General features: G+C 34.9%; 21 protein-coding genes and 1 tRNA gene. 10 read left to right on the top strand and 12 right to left on the bottom strand.

Going from position 1 to position 22,686, the window contains the following annotated elements; translation table 11 throughout:
* The first annotated feature begins 45 nt into the window (after nucleotides 1-45).
* From AC2A1D_RS08275 to AC2A1D_RS08250, 6 genes are all read left to right on the top strand, one after another.
* Nucleotides 46-783: a rhamnogalacturonan acetylesterase gene (locus AC2A1D_RS08275; protein WP_484043158.1), complete on the top strand. Its 738-nt coding sequence runs from the start codon at nucleotides 46-48 to the stop codon at nucleotides 781-783.
* Between the two features lie 136 nt (nucleotides 784-919).
* Nucleotides 920-1,261: a cupin domain-containing protein gene (locus AC2A1D_RS08270; protein WP_484043157.1), complete on the top strand. Its 342-nt coding sequence runs from the start codon at nucleotides 920-922 to the stop codon at nucleotides 1,259-1,261.
* Nucleotides 1,262-1,339: 78 nt separating this feature from the next.
* Nucleotides 1,340-2,239, top strand: coding sequence for an alpha/beta hydrolase (locus tag AC2A1D_RS08265; RefSeq protein ID WP_484043156.1), 900 nt, complete (start codon nucleotides 1,340-1,342; stop codon nucleotides 2,237-2,239).
* 35 nt (nucleotides 2,240-2,274) lie between these two features.
* Nucleotides 2,275-3,186, top strand: a complete 912-nt coding sequence (locus tag AC2A1D_RS08260; RefSeq protein ID WP_484043155.1) for an alpha/beta hydrolase — start codon at nucleotides 2,275-2,277, stop codon at nucleotides 3,184-3,186.
* 97 nt (nucleotides 3,187-3,283) lie between these two features.
* The gene (locus AC2A1D_RS08255) at nucleotides 3,284-4,183 is read left to right on the top strand and encodes a hypothetical protein (RefSeq protein ID WP_484043154.1); all 900 of its coding nucleotides are present in this window, start codon (nucleotides 3,284-3,286) and stop codon (nucleotides 4,181-4,183) included.
* A gap of 152 nt (nucleotides 4,184-4,335) precedes the next feature.
* Entirely contained in the window at nucleotides 4,336-4,584 is a 249-nt protein-coding gene (locus AC2A1D_RS08250; protein ID WP_484043153.1) for a hypothetical protein, read from the top strand.
* Nucleotides 4,585-4,684: 100 nt separating this feature from the next.
* On the opposite strand, the gene pelA is transcribed toward AC2A1D_RS08250, so the two are convergent.
* Nucleotides 4,685-5,710 (bottom strand): pectate lyase, encoded by a 1,026-nt coding sequence (pelA, locus tag AC2A1D_RS08245; RefSeq protein WP_484043152.1) that lies wholly within the window; start codon nucleotides 5,708-5,710, stop codon nucleotides 4,685-4,687.
* A 342-nt stretch (nucleotides 5,711-6,052) separates the two neighbouring features.
* Here pelA and AC2A1D_RS08240 point away from each other — a divergent pair, with 342 nt between their 5' ends.
* From AC2A1D_RS08240 to AC2A1D_RS08230, 3 genes are all read left to right on the top strand, one after another.
* Complete coding sequence (locus AC2A1D_RS08240; protein WP_484043151.1) at nucleotides 6,053-6,538, top strand: hypothetical protein; 486 nt, start codon at nucleotides 6,053-6,055, stop codon at nucleotides 6,536-6,538.
* A 155-nt stretch (nucleotides 6,539-6,693) separates the two neighbouring features.
* Nucleotides 6,694-9,216: a fibronectin type III domain-containing protein gene (locus tag AC2A1D_RS08235; protein WP_484043150.1), complete on the top strand. Its 2,523-nt coding sequence runs from the start codon at nucleotides 6,694-6,696 to the stop codon at nucleotides 9,214-9,216.
* A gap of 141 nt (nucleotides 9,217-9,357) precedes the next feature.
* The gene (locus AC2A1D_RS08230) at nucleotides 9,358-9,687 is read left to right on the top strand and encodes a hypothetical protein (protein WP_484043149.1); all 330 of its coding nucleotides are present in this window, start codon (nucleotides 9,358-9,360) and stop codon (nucleotides 9,685-9,687) included.
* A 43-nt stretch (nucleotides 9,688-9,730) separates the two neighbouring features.
* On the opposite strand, the gene AC2A1D_RS08225 is transcribed toward AC2A1D_RS08230, so the two are convergent.
* The 9 genes from AC2A1D_RS08225 to AC2A1D_RS08185 all read right to left on the bottom strand — a co-directional run bounded on the left by AC2A1D_RS08225 (nucleotide 9,731) and on the right by AC2A1D_RS08185 (nucleotide 16,388).
* Nucleotides 9,731-10,714, bottom strand: a complete 984-nt coding sequence (locus tag AC2A1D_RS08225; RefSeq protein WP_484043148.1) for an SDR family oxidoreductase — start codon at nucleotides 10,712-10,714, stop codon at nucleotides 9,731-9,733.
* 67 nt (nucleotides 10,715-10,781) lie between these two features.
* Entirely contained in the window at nucleotides 10,782-11,036 is a 255-nt protein-coding gene (locus AC2A1D_RS08220) for a SemiSWEET transporter (protein WP_484043147.1), read from the bottom strand.
* Between the two features lie 26 nt (nucleotides 11,037-11,062).
* Complete coding sequence (locus AC2A1D_RS08215; protein WP_484043146.1) at nucleotides 11,063-11,572, bottom strand: CinA family protein; 510 nt, start codon at nucleotides 11,570-11,572, stop codon at nucleotides 11,063-11,065.
* Between the two features lie 155 nt (nucleotides 11,573-11,727).
* Nucleotides 11,728-11,798: transfer RNA gene (locus AC2A1D_RS08210), tRNA-Cys, on the bottom strand.
* 118 nt (nucleotides 11,799-11,916) lie between these two features.
* The gene (locus AC2A1D_RS08205) at nucleotides 11,917-13,275 is read right to left on the bottom strand and encodes a DUF4403 family protein (RefSeq protein ID WP_484043145.1); all 1,359 of its coding nucleotides are present in this window, start codon (nucleotides 13,273-13,275) and stop codon (nucleotides 11,917-11,919) included.
* Nucleotides 13,276-13,291: 16 nt separating this feature from the next.
* Nucleotides 13,292-13,672: a dihydroneopterin aldolase gene (gene folB, locus AC2A1D_RS08200; RefSeq protein WP_484043329.1), complete on the bottom strand. Its 381-nt coding sequence runs from the start codon at nucleotides 13,670-13,672 to the stop codon at nucleotides 13,292-13,294.
* A gap of 106 nt (nucleotides 13,673-13,778) precedes the next feature.
* Complete coding sequence (nadA, locus tag AC2A1D_RS08195; RefSeq protein ID WP_484043144.1) at nucleotides 13,779-14,798, bottom strand: quinolinate synthase NadA; 1,020 nt, start codon at nucleotides 14,796-14,798, stop codon at nucleotides 13,779-13,781.
* 79 nt (nucleotides 14,799-14,877) lie between these two features.
* Entirely contained in the window at nucleotides 14,878-15,444 is a 567-nt protein-coding gene (gene gmk / locus AC2A1D_RS08190) for a guanylate kinase (protein WP_484043143.1), read from the bottom strand.
* 86 nt (nucleotides 15,445-15,530) lie between these two features.
* Nucleotides 15,531-16,388, bottom strand: coding sequence for a YicC/YloC family endoribonuclease (locus tag AC2A1D_RS08185; RefSeq protein ID WP_484043142.1), 858 nt, complete (start codon nucleotides 16,386-16,388; stop codon nucleotides 15,531-15,533).
* Nucleotides 16,389-16,609: 221 nt separating this feature from the next.
* On the opposite strand from AC2A1D_RS08185, the gene miaA reads away from it, so the two are divergent.
* The gene (gene miaA / locus AC2A1D_RS08180; protein WP_484043141.1) at nucleotides 16,610-17,530 is read left to right on the top strand and encodes a tRNA (adenosine(37)-N6)-dimethylallyltransferase MiaA; all 921 of its coding nucleotides are present in this window, start codon (nucleotides 16,610-16,612) and stop codon (nucleotides 17,528-17,530) included.
* A gap of 180 nt (nucleotides 17,531-17,710) precedes the next feature.
* Here miaA and AC2A1D_RS08175 read toward each other — a convergent pair whose 3' ends face one another.
* Nucleotides 17,711-19,123, bottom strand: coding sequence for an efflux transporter outer membrane subunit (locus AC2A1D_RS08175; RefSeq protein ID WP_484043140.1), 1,413 nt, complete (start codon nucleotides 19,121-19,123; stop codon nucleotides 17,711-17,713).
* A gap of 257 nt (nucleotides 19,124-19,380) precedes the next feature.
* Nucleotides 19,381-22,563 carry an efflux RND transporter permease subunit gene (locus tag AC2A1D_RS08170; RefSeq protein ID WP_484043139.1) on the bottom strand — a complete coding sequence of 1,061 codons (3,183 nt, stop codon included), beginning with the start codon at nucleotides 22,561-22,563 and terminating at the stop codon, nucleotides 19,381-19,383.
* Nucleotides 22,564-22,686 lie beyond the last annotated feature (123 nt).

Genomic DNA, 22,686 nt, shown 5'->3' with positions numbered 1-22,686 from the left:
CTTTTGTTTCAAAACAAAAGAATTTAATTAAAATAAATTTAAAAAATGAAAAAGCTACTTCTAATTCTGAGCATTGGAATTTCAACTCTATTAATGGCTCAGAAAAAACCTACGTTATTCCTTATTGGAGATTCTACAATGGCAGATAAGGAAAACCCCGACAAAAACCCTGAACACGGATGGGGACAAATGCTTCCTACCTTAATGACGAACGGAATTGAAATTCAAAACCACGCCATGAACGGGAGAAGCTCAAAAAGTTTCAGAACGGAAGGAAGATGGGACAAAGTTGAAAAACAGCTTAAAAAGGGAGATTATGTAATCATTCAGTTTGGGCACAACGACCAGAAGCTGAAAGACTCTACAAAATTTACCAATCCTTACACACAATATCGTGCAAATCTTGAAAGATATGTGAAAGAAACGCGTGCAAAAGGAGCAACCCCTATTTTGATGACTTCTATTGTAAGAAGAAATTTTAACGAAAACGGAGTTTTAATAGATACTCACAATGCGTATCCATTAGTGGTAAGATTGGTTGCGGATGATTTAAAAGTTCCTTTTGTAGATATGCAATTGCTTACCGAACAAATGGAAATCGCTGCAGGTCCTGAAAAGTCTAAAAAACTGCATTTACACTATAAAGAAGGCGAAGACCCTTACTACCCAAAAGGAAAAGAAGACGACACGCATTTATCGGCTTTTGGTGCAACAACTGTTGCAAAATTGGCTTTAAAAAGTTTAAAAACACTGAACCTCGGTTTAGAAAAGTATATTAAATAGTGTTCCCACAGATTTTCACTGATTGAATTGCAAAAAATCTTCTTCGTAACCTGTATAATCTGCGCGAGAAATTAACATAGCGGTTGCAGCATGGCAAAGTGAATGCAGGTAAAGTTTAAAATTCAAAAACAAAAAAATGGATTTCAAAAAACAACCTTTTTTCGACGGCAATTCTGAGTGGGAAGACTTAGGAAATGGTGTTTCCAGGCAATTTGTTGGCTACAACTCACAAGTAATGATGGTGATTGTAAAGTTTGAAAAAGACGCCATCGGAGCCGTTCATCAACATTTTCACTCGCAAATTACCTATGTTGCGGAAGGAAAATTTGAAGTAACAGTGGACGGCGAAACCAAAATCTTAGAAAAAGGCGACGGATTTTTTGCCCAACCCAATATTTTTCACGGTGTAAAATGTTTGGAAGAAGGAAAATTGATTGATGCTTTTACGCCTTTCAGAGAAGATTTTTTGAAAAATTAATCTAAAAATAATCAAACCTAACAGGTTTTAAAAACCTGTTAGGTTTTTTTAATACACTTTAAAGTAAAAATTAAAGTCATGAAAAAATTCATTTTCGTATTCGTATTTATAATTTTCTCACAAATTTCAGCTCAGGAAAAACTGATGTTTTGGCCAAAAGGTGAAATGCCAAATTCAAAAATTTTAGCTTCAAAAACCAAAAAGAAAAAGATTTTAGCTACGGTAAAAGAACCAGAATTGTTCGCATTTCTTCCGCCAGTAAAGGAAAGAAGCAAAATGTCGCTCATCATTATTCCGGGTGGTGGTTATTCGAAACTTACGTACGATGAAGGTGCTTTTCAAATTGCAAAATGGCTCAATACACAAGGAATTTCCGCTTTTGTTCTCAACTATAGATTGCCGACTTCGGAAGATTTAATTCAAAGAGAAATTGCGCCACTTCAAGATATTCAGGCTTCTATAAAATATATTCGTAAAAATGCGCAACAATGGGGAATTTCACCCAATTTAGTGTGCGTTGTCGGAACTTCTGCAGGCGGTCATTTAGCAACTTCTGTTTGTAATATTTCTACTGATTATACAGGTTTAAAAGGCGATTGGGAAAATATTTCAACCATTCCGAATTTGGCTGTTTTGTTTTGTCCGGTAATTGATTTTGGAGAATTTGCTCACAAAGGAAGCAGAATAAGTTTACTGGGCGAAAACGCTTCACCAGAAATGATTACAGAGTATTCTATGCAAAACAGAGTGACAGAAAAAACACCTCCAACCCTACTTTTTCATAATGAAGACGATACGGCTGTTCCTCCGATGAACAGTATTTTGTACTTCAAAGCCATGACTAAAAATAAAGTAAAAGGCTCACTTTTTATTTTTCCAAGAGGCGGACATCGTTTTTTTGTGACCGACAAAGATGAATTGAGCGAAAACTGGAAAAAATTGTGTGCAGACTGGCTTTTTGAGATGAGTAATAAGTGATGAGTAATTTGGTTTTTACTTTTAAAATTTAAATAATGAAAAAATTCATTTTAATATTTATTTTTCTTGGAATTACAATTTCGGCTCAACAGAAAATTTCTGTTTGGCAAAAGGGAGAAATGCCCAATTCTAAAGGATTGAAATTAGATATCGTAGAAGAAAAAGAAGGCAGAATTACGCAAATTCAGGAAGCAGAACTGTTTGCTTTTTTACCGGCGAAAGAAGAAAGAAAACCGATGGCGGTCATTATTATTCCAGGTGGTGGTTACAGACATTTAACGTATGATTTGGGAGGATATTCTTATGCAAAATGGCTCAATACATTAGGAATTACCGCTTTCGTTCTGAATTATCGTTTACCTACGTCACCAGATTTAAAACAACGAGAAATTGGGCCACTTCAAGATATTCAGGCTGCGATAAAATTAGTCCGAAAAAATGCCGCTCAATACGGAATTTCACCTGAGCAAATTGGTGTTTTGGGAACTTCAGCGGGTGGTCATCTTGCTGCAATGGTAAGTAATATTTCTACAGATTATACTGAATTAAAAGGAGATTGGGCAACAATTTCAACGATCCCTAATTTTTCAATTTTGGTTTCACCAGTTATTGATTTGGGAGAATTTGCTCACAAAGGAAGTCGTATAAATCTTTTAGGTGAAAATGCCTCTTCCGAGAAAATTACTGAATATTCTATGCAAAACAGAGTGACAGAAAAAACGCCACCAACAATTTTGTTTCATGCACAAAACGACCCTGCTGTTCCAGTCATCAACAGTATTTTGTACTACGAATCGATGATAAAAAATAAAGTAAAGGGTGCTCTTTTTGTTTTCCCAGAAGGTGAACATCAAATTGGTATTTCCAACAAAACAGAACTCACAGACAACTGGAAAAAAATATGTGCATCTTGGCTTCAAACTTTGAACAATACTAAAGAAAAGTAAAAAATTTAACCATAATATTTTAATTTGTGCTAACTTTAAATTAGATTTTAACGAAATCATTTTACCTGATTTTTCAACAACTAATAACCAGAAAATCATGAAAAAAATTAGTACCATTATTATTGTTTTTGCAATGCACTTCGCTGTACATGCACAAGGAAGTTCTGATCCAATACAAGATTCCATCATAGTTTCAGACAGTATTTTACCCAACACGCAAGAAACTGTAGAAGATTTACCATGGCATGCAAGAAGATTTAGATTAATGGCAGGTGGATTTTTCCCTCTCAATAATACCGCTGTAAGTGTAAACGGAAACAACGGAAGAATAGGAACAAGAATCGATTTGGAAGACAATTTGGGGTTTGACACGACCACCAACTCCTTTTATGCCAATGCAATGTGGAGAGCTTCGAAACGTTCAAAATTTGAACTAGAATATTTTTATTTAAATAGAAAAACAGTTTATACTTTAGACGAAAGCATCAACTTTAAAGACCATACTTATCCCATTTATGCACAAGTAGGAGCTTATTTCAACACAAGTATTTTAAGATTCGATTATCAATATGCAATTATCTGCAAACCAAAATACGAAATTGGTGTACTTATCGGTACCCATCTCATGTTTATTGATATGGGAATGTGGCTCGATACCAATATTGGAAGTGTTGGGATAAGCGACCAGTTTAAAGTAACGGCTCCACTTCCAGACGTCGGAATTTGGGGTTCTTGGGTGTTAGGTAAAAGATTTGGGTTATACGGAAACATTAACTACCTCTCTGCTAAAATTGACAATATAGATGGAAGCATCTTAAGCTACAATGTTTCTTTACTTTTCAATGCTTACCGAAATTTTAGCATTATGGCAGGATATTCTGGTCTGGATGTAGATGTACATGTACAGCGCAGATTTTTAAACGGATCTCTAGAATGGGGCTACAAAGGCTCTACAATTGCTGCAACTTATACTTTTGGGAATCATATAAAATTTTAAATGAAAAGACTTGCACACACTTAAAAAATAAATTGTACAAACCCAAATTAAAACAAGGAGAACGGGAGTTTAAAATTATCGTTTTGAGGTGAAATAAAATCAAGGAAATTCATTCTTTTTTGTATTTTTACTCTATTAAAAAAGTAACATCAATGAATAAAAAATTATTTTCATTCACACTTTTGTTATTTACTTTCAGCATAATTAGTGCGCAGAGTAATACAGATTTAGAATCTGCAACCAAAATTACCAATACTGTTACTCAGACAGGAATTGGTCTAGGTTCTGTAATTGCCGTGGTCGCTTCTTGGGACAGAAACAGGTCTATTCTTTGGGCAATCATTCATGCAATTTTTGGTTGGTTGTACGTAATCTATTTTGCATTTTCAAGAAAAGATTAAAAATATTTAAAAATTTTTCCGATTTTTCAACATAAAAAATCCTGAAGCATAAAAACTTCAGGATTTAATTTTTTATTGAACTTACAATTGGGTTCTATAATTAAGGTGTTAAATTATTTTTCTTTAACCATTTTGGAAATTCTTTTTCAATCAATTTATTACCTCCTTCATTAAACCAACTGTATCCATTTCTACGTTCTTCAGAAACCTCATCATAATTAAATTTCACGCTTCCGTCTCGGTCGCCAAAAATCGGTTTATTGGTCGGAATATCGTAAAATCTTGCCCAAATTGAAGAGCCTTCTTTCTTGCTTAATGTACGAACAGCTTTTCCATTTTCCTTTGAAACTTCATAGGCATAACCTTTAATTCTACTCTCATCGAACCATTTTACAGCGGCTCTCACAGATTTTTCAATTTCCGGTGTTACAGGTTGCATCATCAAAAATTTTAAAATCCCAATCGATTCTCCAGAAGCCAAAGAAATTGGTTCAAAAGCTCTTGCTTTGTCTGGTTTAAGGGAAATTTCGTTGTATTGGTCTGCCCAGATTGAAAGTTTTCCGTTTTGTACAACCTGAGTTTTCAAAATACATTGAATTCCTTTTTGAACAGCAACTTTAGACTTTTCTTTTAATTTAGAATTCACGACGTCAAAACCTTCTGTACCTTCTGCAACGTTGTTCAAAACGGTAAGAGCATTAATCATCGCATTATCATTGTAGGTTACTTGCTTTCTGTAAATCGCAGAATTAGGATAATATTGCGGAAAACCTCCATTGTCGTATTGCATCAACAAAAGATATTTAATTCCGCATTCTGCTGCTTTAAGATACTCCGGGTTTTGGGTGGTTTTAAAAGCTGTAATAAGTGCATTAATTTCTCTAGTTGTTGCACTATTGTCGATTGTTGCGTGATCATTGCCTGTTGCTTTAACTTTGCTAATCAACTCCTTTGTTAAAGGCAACTTGTAGTCTACCGTACTTTTATCATCCAACTGTTTTCCCCAACCTCCGTTTGGAAGTTGATACACAAGTATTTTTTCAGCTAAAGTATCCTTTTTCACCTGAGCCGTAATCCCTGTAAAAGACAGCGAAAAGACAGCTAGACCAAGTTTTAATGTATTCATTTTCAAAAAAATTATTTTTTTTACGCGTTAAGGAATTAGCTACAACTAAAAATTCGTTTTTAGATTAACCCTATTCACAATCCTGCGATTTATTGATTTTTAATGGTTGCATAATTGAGAATGCAAACGATTGCACAATTATAACAAATTTTTACTTTTTTTTTATTTCAAACTGTAAATTTCTCAAAAGTAAAAATATTCTTAATACAAATTGCTTTTTATTCCTTAAAACTACATTAAAAAATGTATAATCTACAAAATCTTATCCAGAAGAAAATTTTAACTGTCGAAAAATCTCGTTGTATATATTAAAAATATTTAATTTTATATTAAAAACATACCATGAAACCCAATCCTGTATTTTATGAAAAACAAAGCTTCAGACAATGGTGGCTTTGGCTAATTATTATTTTCTTAATTGGTATTACCATTTTCAACTATTTCGAAAACAGCGAAGAATTTGCAACCTCAGAATTAGCAATTTCCTCGGTAATTTGTCTTCTTATTTTTCTATTGTTTTTTTTGATAAAACTAGAAACAAAAATTGATGAGCTTGGTATTCGTGTTCGATTATTTCCTTTTCATCTTCAATTTAAATATTACCCCTGGAAAACTATTGAACAGGCCTATATTAGAGAATATTCTCCTATTACTGAATATGGAGGATGGGGGCTTCGACAGGGCTTGTTTGGGAAAGGCAAAGCCTACAATACCTCTGGAAATATAGGTTTACAAATTGTATTTACAAATCGTAAAAAATTATTAATTGGAACACAAAAATCTGAAGAAATAAGAACGTTTTTAGTAAAACTGAACCAAAAGAACTAGGAATATAAATTGTATCATCGGAAATTTTCACAAATTCAAAACATAAATTAACAAACAAATCACATATTCACAATATTATTTAAATATTTATAATAAATAAGATATTTTGTTTTGATATTTTTACTAATTTCGGCAAATTATTAAAATTAGTGAATATGAAAAGAATTCTATTATCTGTATGCAGTGCTGCATGCATCAGTTTGGGTTATACCCATGCGAAAGCACAGTATTACAGTCGAGCACCAATTTCTAACGGTTTCAACTTTGATGTAATCGCCAATGGAACAGGTACAGCGAGTACAGTTACAAATAATGATGTTGATGGTGTCAACTTTGCATTTGTGGCTAAAGACTATCTTCAAACAGCTACAAGCACTCCCCTTCTGTACGGCTTACCAACATCTGGATTATTTACATCAGCTGTTACCGCAACCCCAAATTTAAGTTATGAATTTGCTTCATACTCTGCCAACAATGTATTGAGATTAGCTGCTAACAACGATACAGGAACATTAACCTTAACAACTCCAGTTGCAGCATACAATCTTTACATCCTTGCAACAAGCGGAAGTGGCTCATCTACAGTTAGCGCTCAAATTAACTTCAGCGACGGATCCAGCCAGACTGCAACAGGATTATCTTTGGCTGATTGGTATAACAATACTGGCTTTGCACTTCAGGGTATTGGTAGAATTAACCGTACAAATAATAATCTTGAGGACGGTGGAGGCACCAATCCTCGTCTTTATCAAATAGCAGTGAACATTGACGCTGCAAACCAAACAAAACTTATTCAAAGTGTCACTTTCACGAAGACAGCAGGAACAGGATTACCTAACATTTTTGCTCTGTCGGTGAACAAATACACCACATGTCCCGCTCCTACCGCTATTACCGCCCCAACTGCAACAATAACATCGACTGGCGCAATCGTATCTTGGACAGCTCCTTCACCAGCTCCATCAGATGGTTATCAATTATATTACAATACAACGAATATTCCTCCCACTGACATTACCCCTGCAAATATCACTAATATTACAGGAACGTCGACTCCTCTTTCAGGACTTCCATCTAACACAACTCATTATGTTTGGGTGAGATCTGTCTGTGGAGGTGTACCGGGACCTTACGGTTTTTCAGGAACATTTAAAACCTTATGTGGTCCTGTAACTTCAATGATGGAAAATGTAGATTCGTATGCAACAGGAGCTATTGTTCCGGATTGTTTCGTAAGACTAGTTTCTGGTAGTGGAACCGCTTCCATTAGTTCTACAACACCTGTTGCTTCAGGAAACAGGCATCTATATCAAGTTAGCTCATCAACAGCAAATTCTACTGTTATTGTATTGCCAGAATTCAGCAATGTAAATGCTGGAACCAACTGGTTAAAGTTTAAATCAAGAAGTAGCAATACCACCGGAGCTGCAATTCAGGTCGGATATGTAACCAATATCGCAGATGCTTCAACATTTGTAAGTTTATATTCTTTCGATGTAACTAATACAACGTATACAGATCTGTCTTCATTAAGATCTTTCATTATTCCAAACACCGTACCTGCAACCGCTAGACTTGCTGTAAAAAATACGGGAACTAAAACAGGTGGTTTTTATTGGGATGATATTACTTGGGAAACAGCTCCAGCTTGCGTAGAACCATATAATCCACAAGGAACAGCAGTAACTTCTGCTACAGCCTCTTTAACATGGACTGCACCTTCTACAGCTCCTTCATCTTATGAAATTTATTATTCTACCAGTGCAGCTAATGCCCCAACAGCAACTAGCACACCACAAGTAACGGGAATTTCAGGAACTACTGCAACTGTTCCTTCACTTAGCTCCAACACAACATACTACTTTTGGGTAAGATCTAATTGTGGTGGATCCCAAAGTGCATGGGTGGGACCAGCTTTATCTACAACTTCATGTAATGCAACCACCACTCCATATACTCTAGATTTTGAAAACGCTACGGTACCTTCTCTTCCTGGTTGTACAGCAGTTATCAATGCAGGATCTGGAAACAACTGGTATACTGCCAACAACCCAGGTTATGGATTCACTTCTAAAGTTCTAAGATATGACTACAACAGCTCGAACGCTGCCAACTCATGGTTTTTCACACAAGGAGTTCAACTTACAGGAGGAACTCAGTATACTATTCAATTTGATTACGGAGACAACCTAAATGATAGTTACTCTGAAAACCTAAAAGTTGCTTATGGTGCATCTGCAACAGTTGCGGCAATGACTAACGTTATTACAGACATTACAGGAATTAACACAGGAGCACTTACTCATGGTAGTTACACATTTACACCTGCAACAACGGGAGTGTATTATTTCGGATTCAATGTACATTCAGCAGCTGATCAATTTTATCTATATGTTGATAACATCAATATTGATAGTAGTTTCCTTGCAACTGCAGAAACAAAAGCGAATTCTAAAGAAGTTAAAGTATACCCTAATCCGTTCCATGATATTTTAAATATTTCTGATGTAAAAAATCTTGAAACAGCAACAGTAGTGGATATTACTGGAAGAGCCGTGAAAACTTTTGTAAAACCTTCACAACAGATTAATCTTTCTGAACTTTCGGCTGGAAGTTATTTAATTTCACTTAAATATTCGGATGGACAAAACAAAGTGATTAAAGTAATCAAAAAATAGTTTTAAATCATATAATTAGGATTGAGGGTTGCCATCTTTTTGGCAACCCTTTTTTATCGATTTTAAAAAGGAAAAATTTCTATAAAATCACAAGAAAGAGAATGTGATTTTGCTTATCTTAGTGACATAAAACTGTAATCGATGAAATTCCTATTTACCATATCATTGCTCATTTTTTCGAGCACCTATATTTTAGCACAAGAACAAAAGTTAGAAAAGCTAAGCAACAATACAATACACGAAGCTCGTCACGATGAAATCCTTACTAAAATAAACGGTACTAATTCTCAAGCAGAAAATAAAGAAAAACCTTCTTTAACTCTAAAATATGAGAGTAAAAACAACTTATCTCAAACAGATATTGATCGTGAAATTAAAGCCATTTTAGATTATAGAATCAATCGTGTTTTGCGTGAAGATTTGTTCTGTCTTGTTTGCGAAGCATATTCTAACAGAGGTCAACTCGCATAGAATCTACTGCAAAAAATCATTTTAAAATACTAAGAAGAAAATACTAATTCTTCCTATTCAGCAACAGAAACGTCGCTCCAATTGCTAATACAGCAAATGCAGCAACTTTTGTTTTCTTACTTACTTCAGGTAAAGAAGTGGGTCCATAAATTTTCATCGGACCGGAAGAAGGAACAAAGAGATTACCATTTGTGTCTTTATTATCCGAAGGCTTCATCATCATTCTAACAACTCCAAAACTTAAGTTTGTGAAAATTTTTGGCAAAAATTTATAGAAATTTTTCATTACCATTGAGGAAAAATCTGGTAAAGTATGTGTTTTAGGATTTTTAGCAGTTTTCACCATTAATTCCGCTAAATCTCTTGGATCTGATGCGCCTGGAGGAACTTTAAAATCGAGTCCTGAGTACTTTGCAGAATGAGAATTCCCTGTCGATCTTTGCATTCCAGGATACAAAGCACACACATGAATATTTGGAAACTCTCTAATTTCGCCTTGTAAAGCATCTACCATACCACGAATTCCGTATTTAGACGCAGAATATGCCGTTCCGTAAGGTGTAGGAACCCAACCTCCAATTGAAATATTGTTGATAAGAATTCCATCGCTTTGCTTTTTAAATATTGGCAAAACAACGTGCGCTCCATGAAGATAACCCAGTAAATTAGTTTTAATTACTTGATCTACAGCTTCCGGAGACATATCTTCAAATTTTCCAGTCGCCATTACTCCTGCATTATTTACCCAGACATCAATTCTGCCATTAAATTGCAGCGCCTGTTCTGCAAGATTTTTCACTTCATCAGCATTTGAAACATCAGTTTTTACCGCTAAAGCAATAACTCCTAAATCGCGCAACAAAGCCACAGTTTCTTCCAAACCCTTTTCTCCTCTTGCACCAATTACTACGTTACAACCTTCCAATGCAAAAGCTTCAGCTGCTGCACGACCTACTCCACTCGTTCCGCCGGTAATAACAACTGTTTTTCCTTTTAAACTTTTATCGTTTAATACTATATTTTCCATAATAAAAATTTAAGATGTTTGTGTTTAATATTATAAATATTTATAACAATGATAAATACCTAATATTTTATTTTTTGAAAGTCAGCTTGCAGAAAAGCAAGATAACATTAAGTAAAACTGCAAATGCATTTGAAATAATGATTGGTAATTCTTCTTTCTTCAAGCCATACCAAACCCAAAGACTTAGTCCTGAAATTAAAATTACAAGCATTAACGCAGAAAGATCATCGGTATTTTTAGTCTTAAAAACCTTTATAACCTGCGGAACCGATGCAATGCTTGTAAGCGCTCCCGCAATTAAGCCCAGTGTATTTTCATCCATAACAGAAACGTTTTATCATAATAAACTTAACTTGCATGGTGCTGCATAAAAATCTTATTGAGCTCACACTTTAAGCATCCCAAGACAAATTCGGCGTAATACAGTTGTGCATTTACAGGTTCTGTACGTGGGTGAAGTTCTAAAATTTTACTAAGAATAATTTCACCTTTGTACACAAAACTGAAATAAGCAAAAGTTCTATAATTTGAAAATTCTGAAGGTCGAGAAAATCCGGTAATACCAATCCCCCAATCTGTATTGAAGATTTCTGCAATTTTGAGAGCCATTTCCTGTGAGAAATGCTCAGAAACCAGTTCATCACTATTTTCAGATTGCTGTTCAACTTTTAAAAGACTTTTCTTTTGCTCTTTATCATATACCGTAAGGCCACCTTTAAAAACTTTCGAAGCATCATGAATTTGAGACAAAGAAAACTGCAAAAATCCTGCAGTTACGCTTTCAGCCACAGCAATTGTCTCATTGGCATCCGAGAGACATTGCCCAATATTCTGTAGAAGGCTTTTTTGAAGTTCCATAATATATTATTTTGTGATTTGGTAATGGATAAGAATCAAAAAGAATGCCTTAAAATCTAAGTTATTGTAATGTGGTACTTATTTTAGTAGTTTGCTAAAATTTACAATCCATAAAAAAACCCTAAAACATTATAAATGAATTAGGGTTTATTACGAGGTGCCTAGCGGATTCGAACCGCTGTAGATGGTGTTGCAGACCACTGCCTAGCCGCTCGGCCAAAGCACCATTTTTTAAGGTGTGCAAATATATATATTTTTTTAGTCTAAAAGCAAATTTAAAACTTAATTTTTATATTAAAATCACCGAAACTAAAGTAATTCAGCGCATTAAATTTCAAAAAAACTTATATAAAACTCATCATAAGCAAACGAATATTCGCACTAATATCTATTATTGCAGTAATACCATAATCGTTTACGAGTACCTGCGAAGGCTCTAATTTAAATACCTTCCCGTTTATCTTCAAGCCTTTTACATAATCTTTGTTAAAAGCTTCTTCAACACTTTTTTTGGAAGAATCTTCCAATTCTTGCGTTGGAATTCCGTATTCTTCTTCAATCATTTTAATAATTTTTCCTTGAAACATCACAGAAGCTGCTTTTTGAAGAATATTGGTAGTTTTCAACTTAAACTTTGTTTGTGAAAGCACAATTTTTCTTTTTTGAGAATCGTAAACAGGAACTCCGGAAATGAAAGACTTCCCTTTCACGTAACCCTCGGTTTGTGCCTCAATCATTACTTTTCCTTCGTTATGATACACTTTTATATCAGTAATTTTCACTTTAGAATCTCGCACATCAAATTCTTTATCAAGAAAAGTTTTTTTAGCAATATCTGTAGCTTCAGAAAACGGAATGTTTGAAGTGGTTTGCAAAAGAAAACCATCATTGAGAAGCGGAACAAAATTAAAATTCATCGCTGTACGAATAGGTTGCGAAGCTTCAGGCTTTATTCCGGTAAAAGTTTCAGAGAAAACATCAATTCCTAAAGTTGTATCAATCGCATCGCCATAAAATTTTAACGGACTCACATTTACATTCGCCGGAGTTACCTTTAACCAAGTATTGTATTCGTCTGAGATTTTAAAGGGTTGCGAAAAAGAATTCCAAGCCATAACCGCATATTTCTGAAAATTGAGTTGCTGCGCCATTTGTTCATCAATGGTTTTACAAAACTCTGTCTGTTGTTGTTTAAGGCTTTTTTCTACAAGTCCTGTGATAGGAATTTTAATTTTCCCAAAATCTAAAACAGGTTTTACAACCCATCTAAAGCCATTTGCACTCGTTTTTGTTGCGACAGTCCAGTTATTTTTAAACTCCATGGAAGTCACAAAATACATCACAGTTTCAAAAGTCGTTTCCTGATATGTATAAACGCCCAAAGTTCCAAGGCCTTTTTCAGCCCAGATTTTAAGCGGAACTTCAATAAAAATCTTGTTATTCACATCGCCAACCAAACGTATAGGCTTGGTTTTCCAGACTTTTACCTTAAACTGGTCGTTGTTATTGTCTTCGTATGAATTATCTTCAAAAATCAAATCTTTTACCGAAGAATTAATCATTTTACTTACTTCTGCCAAAGGAATTCTTACGGGCATTACGATGCTCGATTTTATTTTAGGAAAAGTATAAACTGGTTGATTTTCCTGAGCAAAAGTTGCGATATTTATGAAAGCCAGAATGAAAACTAAAAAATTTCTCAATTTTTAAAATTTAAAATTAATCTGCAGAACCTCCTAATAGAAAGCTTTTTTCAAGCTCGATACTTGCGCCTTTCATTTCGCCTTTCATTGGTGGAGCAGTTTTGGTAAGTTTTAATTTCACGTAAGAAACATCCGAAAATTTTTCGTTGATTTTATTGATGATTCTTCCCGCAACATGTTCTAAAAGCTTAGATTTTATCTGCATTTCCTGATGAAGAATATCATTGATGTCGGCATAGCTAATCGTGTCGTTCAAATCATCAGATTCTGCGGCTTTCCAAAGGTCTGTATGGATTTCTAAGTTTAAAATATAATACGTTCCTATAATATTTTCTTCGGGTAAAACACCATGATAAGCGTAGATTTTAACATCTTCGAGGTATATTTTGCTCATTATTGCTTTATTTTTTGCCATAAATACACTGATTATTAATTTTAAAAAAAAGCGTGTATTTGTGGTATTTTATTATTCAAAAAAAGCGAGTAAAAACCCGCTTTATAATTTATTTGATGCTTTTAGAAAGATCAAGCATCGCCTCGATTGGCTTTAATGCTTTTAACCTTAATTCTTCTTCAATAATAATTTCCGGAAGTTCATATTTCATGCATAGATAAAGCTTTTCCATGGTATTTCTCTTCATGTAAAAACATTCTGAACAGTTACATGTTTCATCAAAAACCAATGCAGGAATCAACTCTTTATGAGGCGCACGTTTTTTCATTTCGTGAAGAATTCCTTCTTCTGTAGCGATAATGAATTTTTGGCAATCGTCTTTCTCAACATAATTCAGCAACGCAGAAGTAGAACCAATAAAATGAGCCAATTTCAATACAGATTCTTCACTTTCTGGGTGTGCAATAAGTTTCGCATCTGGATTGTCTGCCAATTGTTTCGCAATTCTTTCCATAGAGAAAGCTTCGTGAACGATGCAGCTTCCGTCCCAAAGAATCATGTCGCGACCGGTTTTTTGAGAAAGATATCTTCCTAAATTTTTATCTGGTGCAAAAATAATAGGTCTGTCTTTTGGCAAAGCTTCAATTACGGTTTCTGCGTTAGAACTTGTAACGATAATATCACTTTCAGCCTTCGTTTCTGCATTACAGTTGATGTAAGTGGCAACCAAAGCATTCGGATGTTGCTCACGCATTTTTCTTAAACCTTCACCAGAACAACCGTCTGCCAAAGAGCATCCCGCCATTGTATCTGGAAGAACCACTTTTTTCGTAGGGTTAAGAATTTTTGCAGCTTCAGCCATGAAATGTACTCCGCAGAACACAATCATATCGGCATCGGTTTCCTTTGCCTGTCTTGCCAATTGAAGAGAATCTCCCAAGAAATCTGCAATATCCTGAATCTCTCCCGGTTGATAATAATGTGCTAAAATAACGGCATTTTTTTCTTCTTTAAGTTGTAAAATTGCCTTTACAAGCTCTTCTCCTTCAGGAATTAAAATATCTTTAATCTGCAAGAAACCTTTTACAGGAATCGCTGCTTTTGCTTTTTCTAATGTTTCGGTACTCATTTGTAACCTGTTTTTGGGTTTATTAAAACAAGAACAGAGTTGTAAGTTGATAAAGCATCAAACTTCCAACCTCCGACATCTAGCCTTTAATAAATTCTTTTATTAAACTTTCTACTTTTTCTTTTGCTTCATCGAGGTTTTCGTTAATCACGATTACATCGAATTGATTGGCGTATGAAAGCTCTTCTTCGGCTTTTGCTACGCGTGTTTTGATGGTTTCTGCATCGTCTGTTGCTCTAGAAATTAATCTACGCTCCAACTCTGCAATTGAAGGTGGTTCAATAAAAATCGACAAAGCTTTTTCGCCGAAATATTTCTTTAAAGAAATACCTCCTTTCACATCTACATCAAATATAACTACTTTTCCTTTAGTCCAGATTTTTTCTACTTCGGATTTTAAAGTTCCGTAATATTTATCGGTGTATACTTCTTCGTACTCTACAAAGGCATCTTCTGCAATTTTTGCACGAAATTCGTCCGGACTTAAAAAATGATAATCTACACCGTGAACTTCAGTACCTCTCGGCTGTCTTGTAGTACAAGAAATCGAAAATTCAAGCTCTGAAACTACTTCCAAAGCATGTTTTACCAAAGTGGTTTTTCCACTTCCCGACGGCGCTGAAAATATGATAACTTTTTGATTCAAAATTTATAATTTAAAATTTAAAATTCCTTTCAAGCTGTAAAATCCAATGTTTTTCAACCTTGAATTTTCAACCTTGAACCTTGAATTTAAAGTACGTTTAAAGTTTGTTCTTTAATTTTCTCCAAATCATCTTTCATCATCACCACCAATTTCTGAATTTCTGCATGGTTGGCTTTAGAACCTAAAGTATTGATTTCACGACCGATTTCTTGAGAAATAAACCCTAGTTTTTTTCCGTTGAAATCTTCATTATCCATTACTTCTTTGTAGTACTTCAAATGTTGTCCCAATCTTACTTTTTCTTCAGAAATATCCAATTTTTCAGTAAAATAAGCCATTTCCTGGTAGAAACGAGTTTCGTCTACGTTTTCAAACTCTTTTAAAGTTTTTTGATAGCGCTCTCTTACCGAAACAATACGTTCTTCTTCAAAAGGAATTACTTCACCTAAATATTTATCGATATTTTGGATGTTTCTTTCCAATTCTTCATGCAAAATTTTGCCTTCCGTTTTTCTGAATTCCATGAAACGGTCTACCGCAGCATTTACAATTTTAGCTAAAGCTTCCCATTCTCCTTCAGACAATTCGTCTGGTCTTGAAGAAATTGCATCAGGAAGTCTCACCGCCATTTTCAAATACTCAAAATCTGGGCCGTCTGAAGCGATATTTTTAAGCTCACCAATGTAAGAATCGATAAGACTTTTGTTGATTTTTACATCATTGCTTTCTTCTAGATTCTCCAAATTAATGTAGCAATCTACCTTCCCACGAATGATTCTGTCGTTTAAAATTTTTCTAATTTCAAACTCTTTTTCTTTGTAACGTAAAGGTATTTTGATATTCAAATCAAAGCTTTTGGAATTAAGCGACTTGATATCTATAGAGATTTTCTTTCCTTCAAAAACATCTTCGGCTCTACCAAAGCCGGTCATCGATAAAATCATAGTTTTCTATTGTTGTACAAAGATAAACATTTAAGCGTATGTTTTGGCTAAATTAACTTAAGGACAAAAGTCACAAAATTTTTTTCAGTTTTAGAGACTCAAAAGTTTAAAAAAGTAGGATGTAATATTTTTTGAACTTTTAAAAATTAGACATGAAGCCGCTTTCTTTTGTGCCTTTTGTGGTTACCTTTAAAATAAACTCATTTTCGTAAATTAGCGCAGTGAAAAATAAAAACTTAATTTCTGTTGTAGGTCCCACCGGAATTGGAAAAACGAGATTGGCAATTGATTTGGCAAAATATTTTAACACCGAAATTGTTTCTTGTGATTCTCGCCAGTTTTTTAAAGAAATGAAAATTGGAACGGCAGCTCCATCCAACGAAGAATTAGCAGAAGCACCTCATCATTTTATCGGAAATCTTTCGGTAGAAGATTATTATTCTATCGGTCAATATGAAGGTGATGCTTTACAGAAACTCGACGAACTTTTTGAAAAACACGACACTGTAATTTTGGTTGGCGGAAGTATGATGTATGAAAAAGCGGTAATTGAAGGTTTAAATGATTTACCGGAAGCCAATGAAGAAAATCAAAAAAAACTTCAGGAAATTTTAGACAATGAAGGGATTGAAAAACTTCAGGAAATTTTAAAAGAATTAGACCCAGAATACTTTGCTGTGGTAGATTTTCATAATCACAGAAGGCTTTTACGAGCGATTGATGTCATTTGGCAAACCAATAAAAAATACTCCGAGCAGATTGCAGTTTCTCAAGATTCTAGAGATTTTAAAACCATCCGAATTGGGATTGAAGCTCCACGTGAAGAATTGTACGACAGAATTAACAGAAGAGTCGACATTATGCTGGAAAAAGGCTTGCTTGAAGAAGTGAAAGGTTTAGAAAAATATAAACATTTGACTGCTTTAAACACGGTTGGTTACGCAGAATTATTCAAATATTTTGATGAGGAATGGGATTTGAAATTTGCGATCTCTGAAATCAAAAAAAACAGCCGAAGATACGCAAAACGCCAACTGACTTGGTATCGAAAAGCGGATGACATCCATTACTTGAAACTGGGATATTCGCAGGAAGATTTTCGTGGTTTGATTACCTATATTAATGAACAATTTCAAAAGTAAAGTATTACGTACACTTTGTCATTCCGTAGGAATCTCGGCAGAAATTTTAAAATATATTGCTTAGCTTCCACGCTACACTGCGTTTCGCTCTGATTGACAAACTGGATGATAAGTTTAATTTAAAAACAAAAAATGCAGCCCCGAAAGACTGCATTCTCTTAACAATATAATCAATAATTACTATTTCCAACCGCCACCTAAAGCTCTGTACAAATCTACAATACTGCTTAATCTCTGTCTTTTCACCGACGCCAAATTAAGCTCTGCCTGTAAAGAATTTCCTTGCGCGGTAATTACTTCAAGATAATTTGCCATTCCGCCTTTGTAAAGCATTTCGGCGCTTTTTATTCCGTTTTTTAACGTAGTTACTTGTTCGGTTGCTTTTTGTTCCTGAACTTTTAAACTTTCGTTGGAAACCAAAGCATCAGAAACCTCTCCGACTGCATTTAAAACGGCTTGGCGAAATGCCAAAACATTTTTCTCACGCTGAATTTTTGCTACATTCAAATCTGTTGTCAATTGTTTTTTCTGAAAAACAGGCTGCGTTAACCCCCCTAAAACAGAACCAAATAAGGAAGCCGGAATTTGAAACCAGTTATCAATTCTGAAAGAATTTATACCACCATTCGCTGTAATTTTCAATGAAGGATACATATTTGCCTGTGCAATTCCTACTCTTGAATTTGATTCTAATAAAATCAGCTCCTGTTGGCGAACATCAGGACGACGACTTACCATTGCAGCCGGAAGTCCTGCGGAAATTTCCTGAGGTAAAGAAGTTTCAGACATTTCAATGGTTCTGCTGATTTTCCCGGGATTTTCACCCACCAAAATACTCAACGCATTTTCTTGTATAGCAATATTTTGTTCTAATTGAGTGATCAAAAGTTCTGTTGATTGTTTTTGTGCAGTTGCCTGTTGTACCCCCAAAGAAGTTGTATCGCCACTTTTCCACAATTTCTCTGTTAAAGAAAGAGTATTTGTGCTTAATTCTAAATTTGAGTTTGCAATCTCTAATTGTTTATCCAACATCAAAAGATTGTAATATCCTTGCGCAATAGAAGAAACGACTTGCGTCTGAATCGCTTTAGTCGCTTCATACGTTTGCAAATACTGCATTCTTGAAACTTCCTGCTGATTTTTAATTTTACCCCAAATATCTGCTTCCCAAGAAAGATTGAACGCTGCATTGTAATCTTCAACATAGTTTTTCCCTAAAAACAAGTTTAAACTCTGACCATTCATGCTGTTTTTTGAAGGTTTTGAAATCTGCGAAGAAACCCCAAAACCAATATCAGGAAATTGAAGATATTTTGCTTGTTTCAGCTTTTCTTGTGATGATGCTACTTGCTTTAATGCAATTTGAAGGTCATAATTATTTTTAATCCCTTTTTCTATTAAATTTTGCAACATAGGATCGTTAAAAAACTGTCTCCATTCCAGATTGGCAACACTTGCCGTATCTGCAGTTGCTGTATAATTGAAGGTTTCCGGAAGGTTTACTTCTGGCTCTTTGTATGTAAGTTTCGATACACAAGAGACTGCCACAAAAGCCAACCCGAAAGCAATGATGCTATTTTTTATTCTCTTCATAATTTTTAAATTATTGTTCATGGAATGCAAAACTTTGAGAGGGAGCACGATGCAAAAAAATCTTTAGTAGGAGAAAATATTTTGCACCGAATAATAAAGTTTAAATAGTCAGTTTTTTAAATTAAACCATTAAAAATCGTCCGTTTCATTTGTGATGAAGAAAAATCAAATCGATTTAAAATCTTTCTTCAACCTCATCATTTTTTATTTTTAATGAATCTAATTTAAGCTCTCAAAGTTTTTACATTCTATTTTAATTAGTGATTGGTAGCCAAAAGTTCAGCCTCTAATTTTTGTTTTTGAAGTCTTTTCTTTTTTCTACTTGGCATTTTTTCATGTAAATACTGGAAGATTACAAACATTACAGGAATGATGAAAATCCCGAAAACCACACCTGTTAACATTCCTCCAACTGTACTGTATCCAATGGAATGATTTCCTTTTGCAGAAGCTCCTTGTGTAAATACAAGCGGTAACATCCCAACAATAAACGCAAATGATGTCATTAAAATTGGTCTTAAACGTAATCTGGAAGCCTGAAGCGCCGATTCTAATAATGTTCTTCCTGCATTTCTTCTCTGAACTGCAAATTCTACAATCAGAATCGCGTTTTTCGCTAATAATCCGACGAGCATAATTAAACCCACCTGAACGTAAATATTATTATCAATTCCAGCCAATCCTGTGAACGCAAATACTCCGAAAATCCCTGTAGGAATCGTTAAAATAACGGCAAACGGAAGAATATAACTTTCGTACTGCGCAGCTAAAAGGAAATACACAAACAAAATACTCAATGCAAAAATAAATGCTGTTTGTCCGCTAGTTTTGATCTCTTCACGAGTAATTCCTGTCCACTCATATCCGAAACCTCTTGGAAGCGATTTCGCAGCAACTTCTTCTACTGCTTTAATGGCATCTCCGGTACTATAACCAGGTTTTGGTGTTCCGTTGATTGTAACTGCGTTGAACAAGTTATTTCTCGTTACTGTTTCTGGTCCGAAAGCTCTTTTCAGAGTCACTAATGTTTTTACAGGAACCATTTCGCCTAGTTTATTTTTCACAAAAATACCTTCCAAAGAATTCGCATCTGTTCTGTAAGGAATGTCCGCTTGTGCCATAACTCTGTAGTATTTTCCGAATCTGTTAAAATCTGAAACGAAACTACTTCCGTAATAAATCTGCATGGTTTGCATCAATTCTGTGATAGAAACACCAAGTTGGTTGGCTTTATCATTATCAACTTCAATGGTAAATTGTGGGTTTCCGGCAGCGTATGTTGTAAACGCAAATGCAATTTCAGGACGTTTCATCAATTCACCAATAAATGCTTGAGTGGTCGTTCCTAAATTTTCCAAAGATCCGTTTGTTTTATCCTGAAGCATAAATTCAAAACCGGAAACATTACCAAATCCCTGAACAGTAGGGAAGTTGAAGAAGAAAGCGTTTGCATCTTTTACTTGTGAAACTTTTCCTGTTAAACCTGCCGCAATTTGATCTGGATCGGTAATTTCACCTCTTTGATCGTGATCTTTTAATTTAATAAACCCAGCAGAATATGGAGATGCATTGGCGTTGCTAATAAAATTCAAACCATCTGCAACCCAAAGGTGATTTTTAGCTTTTTCACCATTAATAATTTTATCAATTTGCTCTGTTGCTCTGTGTGTTCTGTCTAATGAACTTCCCGGAGGAGTATTTACTGCATATAAAATAAAGCCTTGATCTTCCGTAGGAATAAATCCTGATGGTGCTTTTTTAATTAAGAAAACACTTGCCGCAGTAATTAAGACCAAACCGCCAACAGCAACAAATTTATTTTTAATTAAAAACTTAAGACTGTAAATGTATTTTTTAGTCATATTATTAAAACTTGCATTGAAAGCATTGAAAAATCTTGCTCCAAAACCAGTTTTTTTACCGTGTTCTCCGTGCTCACCTTGAGGATCATTTAAGAACATCGCACATAAAGCCGGACTTAATGTCAATGCATTAATCGCAGAAATCATAATAGCAATTGCCAAAGTAAAGGCAAATTGTCTGTAGAAAACTCCTGCAGGACCTTGCATGAACCCAACCGGAATAAACACCGCACACATCACCAATGTAATGGAAATAATCGCACCCGAAATTTCACTCATTGAACTCATTGTCGCGTGTTCTACCGGCATTCCTGTATGTTCCATTTTAGAGTGAACGGCTTCTACCACAACAATGGCGTCATCTACCACAATACCAATGGCGAGAACCAATGCGAATAGCGTCAACATATTAATACTGAATCCGAATAAATTCAAGAAAAAGAAAGTACCAATAATTGCCACAGGAACTGCAATTGCCGGGATTAATGTAGATCTGAAATCCTGAAGGAAAATATATACTACAATAAATACCAAGATAAATGCAATCACTAATGTCTCAACAACCTGATGAATTGAGGCATCCAAAAAGTCTTTAGAATTGTACATTATAATTGGTTCCACACCTTTCGGAAGCGTAGTTTTAAACTGATCTACTTGCTTTTCGATTTCCGTTAAAATTTCGTTGGCATTAGAACCTGCAGTCTGCATAATCGCAAACCCTGAAACAGGCTTTCCATCTACTCTATTCGCCGCTGTATAAGTATAAGAACCGAATTCTACTCTTGCTACATCTTTCAATCTTAAAAAAGAACCGTCGCTGTTGGCTTTAATAACGATATTTTCGTAGTCTTCGTTCTTATTTAATTTTCCTTTATACTTTAAAATATATTCGTAGGTTTCTTTACTTCCCTGTCCTAAACGACCTGGAGCAGCTTCTAAATTATGATCTCGAACGGCATTCAAAACTTCCTGAGGAGAAAGACTGTTTGCGGCTAATCGATCGGGCTTTAGCCAAAGTCTCATTGAGTAATCTCTCGTTCCGAAAACCTGAGCTTGTGCAACTCCTGGAATACGTTGAATTTGAGGAATAATGTTAATTTTCAAATAGTTTTGTAAGAAAAGTTCGTCATATTGTTTAGGATCATTACTTGTTAATCCCATAAACATAATCATACTGTTCTGAACTTTCTGCGTTGAAATTCCCGCCTGAACAACTTCTTGTGGAAGTTGGCTCATCGCTTTCGACACACGGTTTTGAACGTTTACAGCGGCATTATCAGGATCAGATCCTTGCTTGAAAAATACGCTCAAAGTCATCGTTCCGTCGTTACTGGAGTTGGATGTCATGTACGTCATGTTTTCCACACCATTTACCGCTTCTTCAATCGGGGTTGCCACTGAACGGGCTACAACTTCCGCATTCGCACCCGGATAAAAAGCCGTCACCTGAACACTTGGCGGCGCAATATCCGGAAAGAGAGCAATTGGTAAGTTAAAGAGAGACAGCGCCCCCAATAACAAAAGTATTATGGAGATGACCGTTGAAAGTACCGGTCTTTCTATAAATTGTTTTAACATAAGAAGTTTATTTTTAAGTGGCTTATAGTGATTAGCCTTTGGCAATTGCTAAAAAAGATGCTTCAGAAATAATATCTTTTTAATACTGTATTGAAAGCAAAAAGCTAGAAGCCAGATGCTGTT

The organism is Chryseobacterium sp. HNCC26DJ239 (assembly GCF_057180445.1).
The sequence above is the reverse complement of the archived record's forward strand: the minus strand, read 5'-3'. Positions and strand labels throughout refer to the sequence as shown.

Bases quoted from the DNA above. Each gene is read 5' to 3' on its own strand.
- AC2A1D_RS08235 (WP_484043150.1), top strand. From the start codon at position 6,694: ATGAAAAGAATTCTATTATCTGTATGCAGTGCTGCATGCATCAGTTTG.
- AC2A1D_RS08170 (WP_484043139.1), bottom strand. From the start codon at position 22,563: ATGTTAAAACAATTTATAGAAAGACCGGTACTTTCAACGGTCATCTCC.
- AC2A1D_RS08270 (WP_484043157.1), top strand. From the start codon at position 920: ATGGATTTCAAAAAACAACCTTTTTTCGACGGCAATTCTGAGTGGGAA.
- AC2A1D_RS08265 (WP_484043156.1), top strand. From the start codon at position 1,340: ATGAAAAAATTCATTTTCGTATTCGTATTTATAATTTTCTCACAAATT.
- AC2A1D_RS08220 (WP_484043147.1), bottom strand. From the start codon at position 11,036: ATGGATGAAAATACACTGGGCTTAATTGCGGGAGCGCTTACAAGCATT.
- nadA (WP_484043144.1), bottom strand. From the start codon at position 14,798: ATGAGTACCGAAACATTAGAAAAAGCAAAAGCAGCGATTCCTGTAAAA.
- AC2A1D_RS08275 (WP_484043158.1), top strand. From the start codon at position 46: ATGAAAAAGCTACTTCTAATTCTGAGCATTGGAATTTCAACTCTATTA.
- AC2A1D_RS08240 (WP_484043151.1), top strand. From the start codon at position 6,053: ATGAAACCCAATCCTGTATTTTATGAAAAACAAAGCTTCAGACAATGG.
- AC2A1D_RS08225 (WP_484043148.1), bottom strand. From the start codon at position 10,714: ATGGAAAATATAGTATTAAACGATAAAAGTTTAAAAGGAAAAACAGTT.
- AC2A1D_RS08185 (WP_484043142.1), bottom strand. From the start codon at position 16,388: ATGATTTTATCGATGACCGGCTTTGGTAGAGCCGAAGATGTTTTTGAA.
- pelA (WP_484043152.1), bottom strand. From the start codon at position 5,710: ATGAATACATTAAAACTTGGTCTAGCTGTCTTTTCGCTGTCTTTTACA.
- AC2A1D_RS08250 (WP_484043153.1), top strand. From the start codon at position 4,336: ATGAATAAAAAATTATTTTCATTCACACTTTTGTTATTTACTTTCAGC.
- AC2A1D_RS08260 (WP_484043155.1), top strand. From the start codon at position 2,275: ATGAAAAAATTCATTTTAATATTTATTTTTCTTGGAATTACAATTTCG.
- AC2A1D_RS08215 (WP_484043146.1), bottom strand. From the start codon at position 11,572: ATGGAACTTCAAAAAAGCCTTCTACAGAATATTGGGCAATGTCTCTCG.
- AC2A1D_RS08230 (WP_484043149.1), top strand. From the start codon at position 9,358: ATGAAATTCCTATTTACCATATCATTGCTCATTTTTTCGAGCACCTAT.
- AC2A1D_RS08255 (WP_484043154.1), top strand. From the start codon at position 3,284: ATGAAAAAAATTAGTACCATTATTATTGTTTTTGCAATGCACTTCGCT.
- AC2A1D_RS08175 (WP_484043140.1), bottom strand. From the start codon at position 19,123: ATGAAGAGAATAAAAAATAGCATCATTGCTTTCGGGTTGGCTTTTGTG.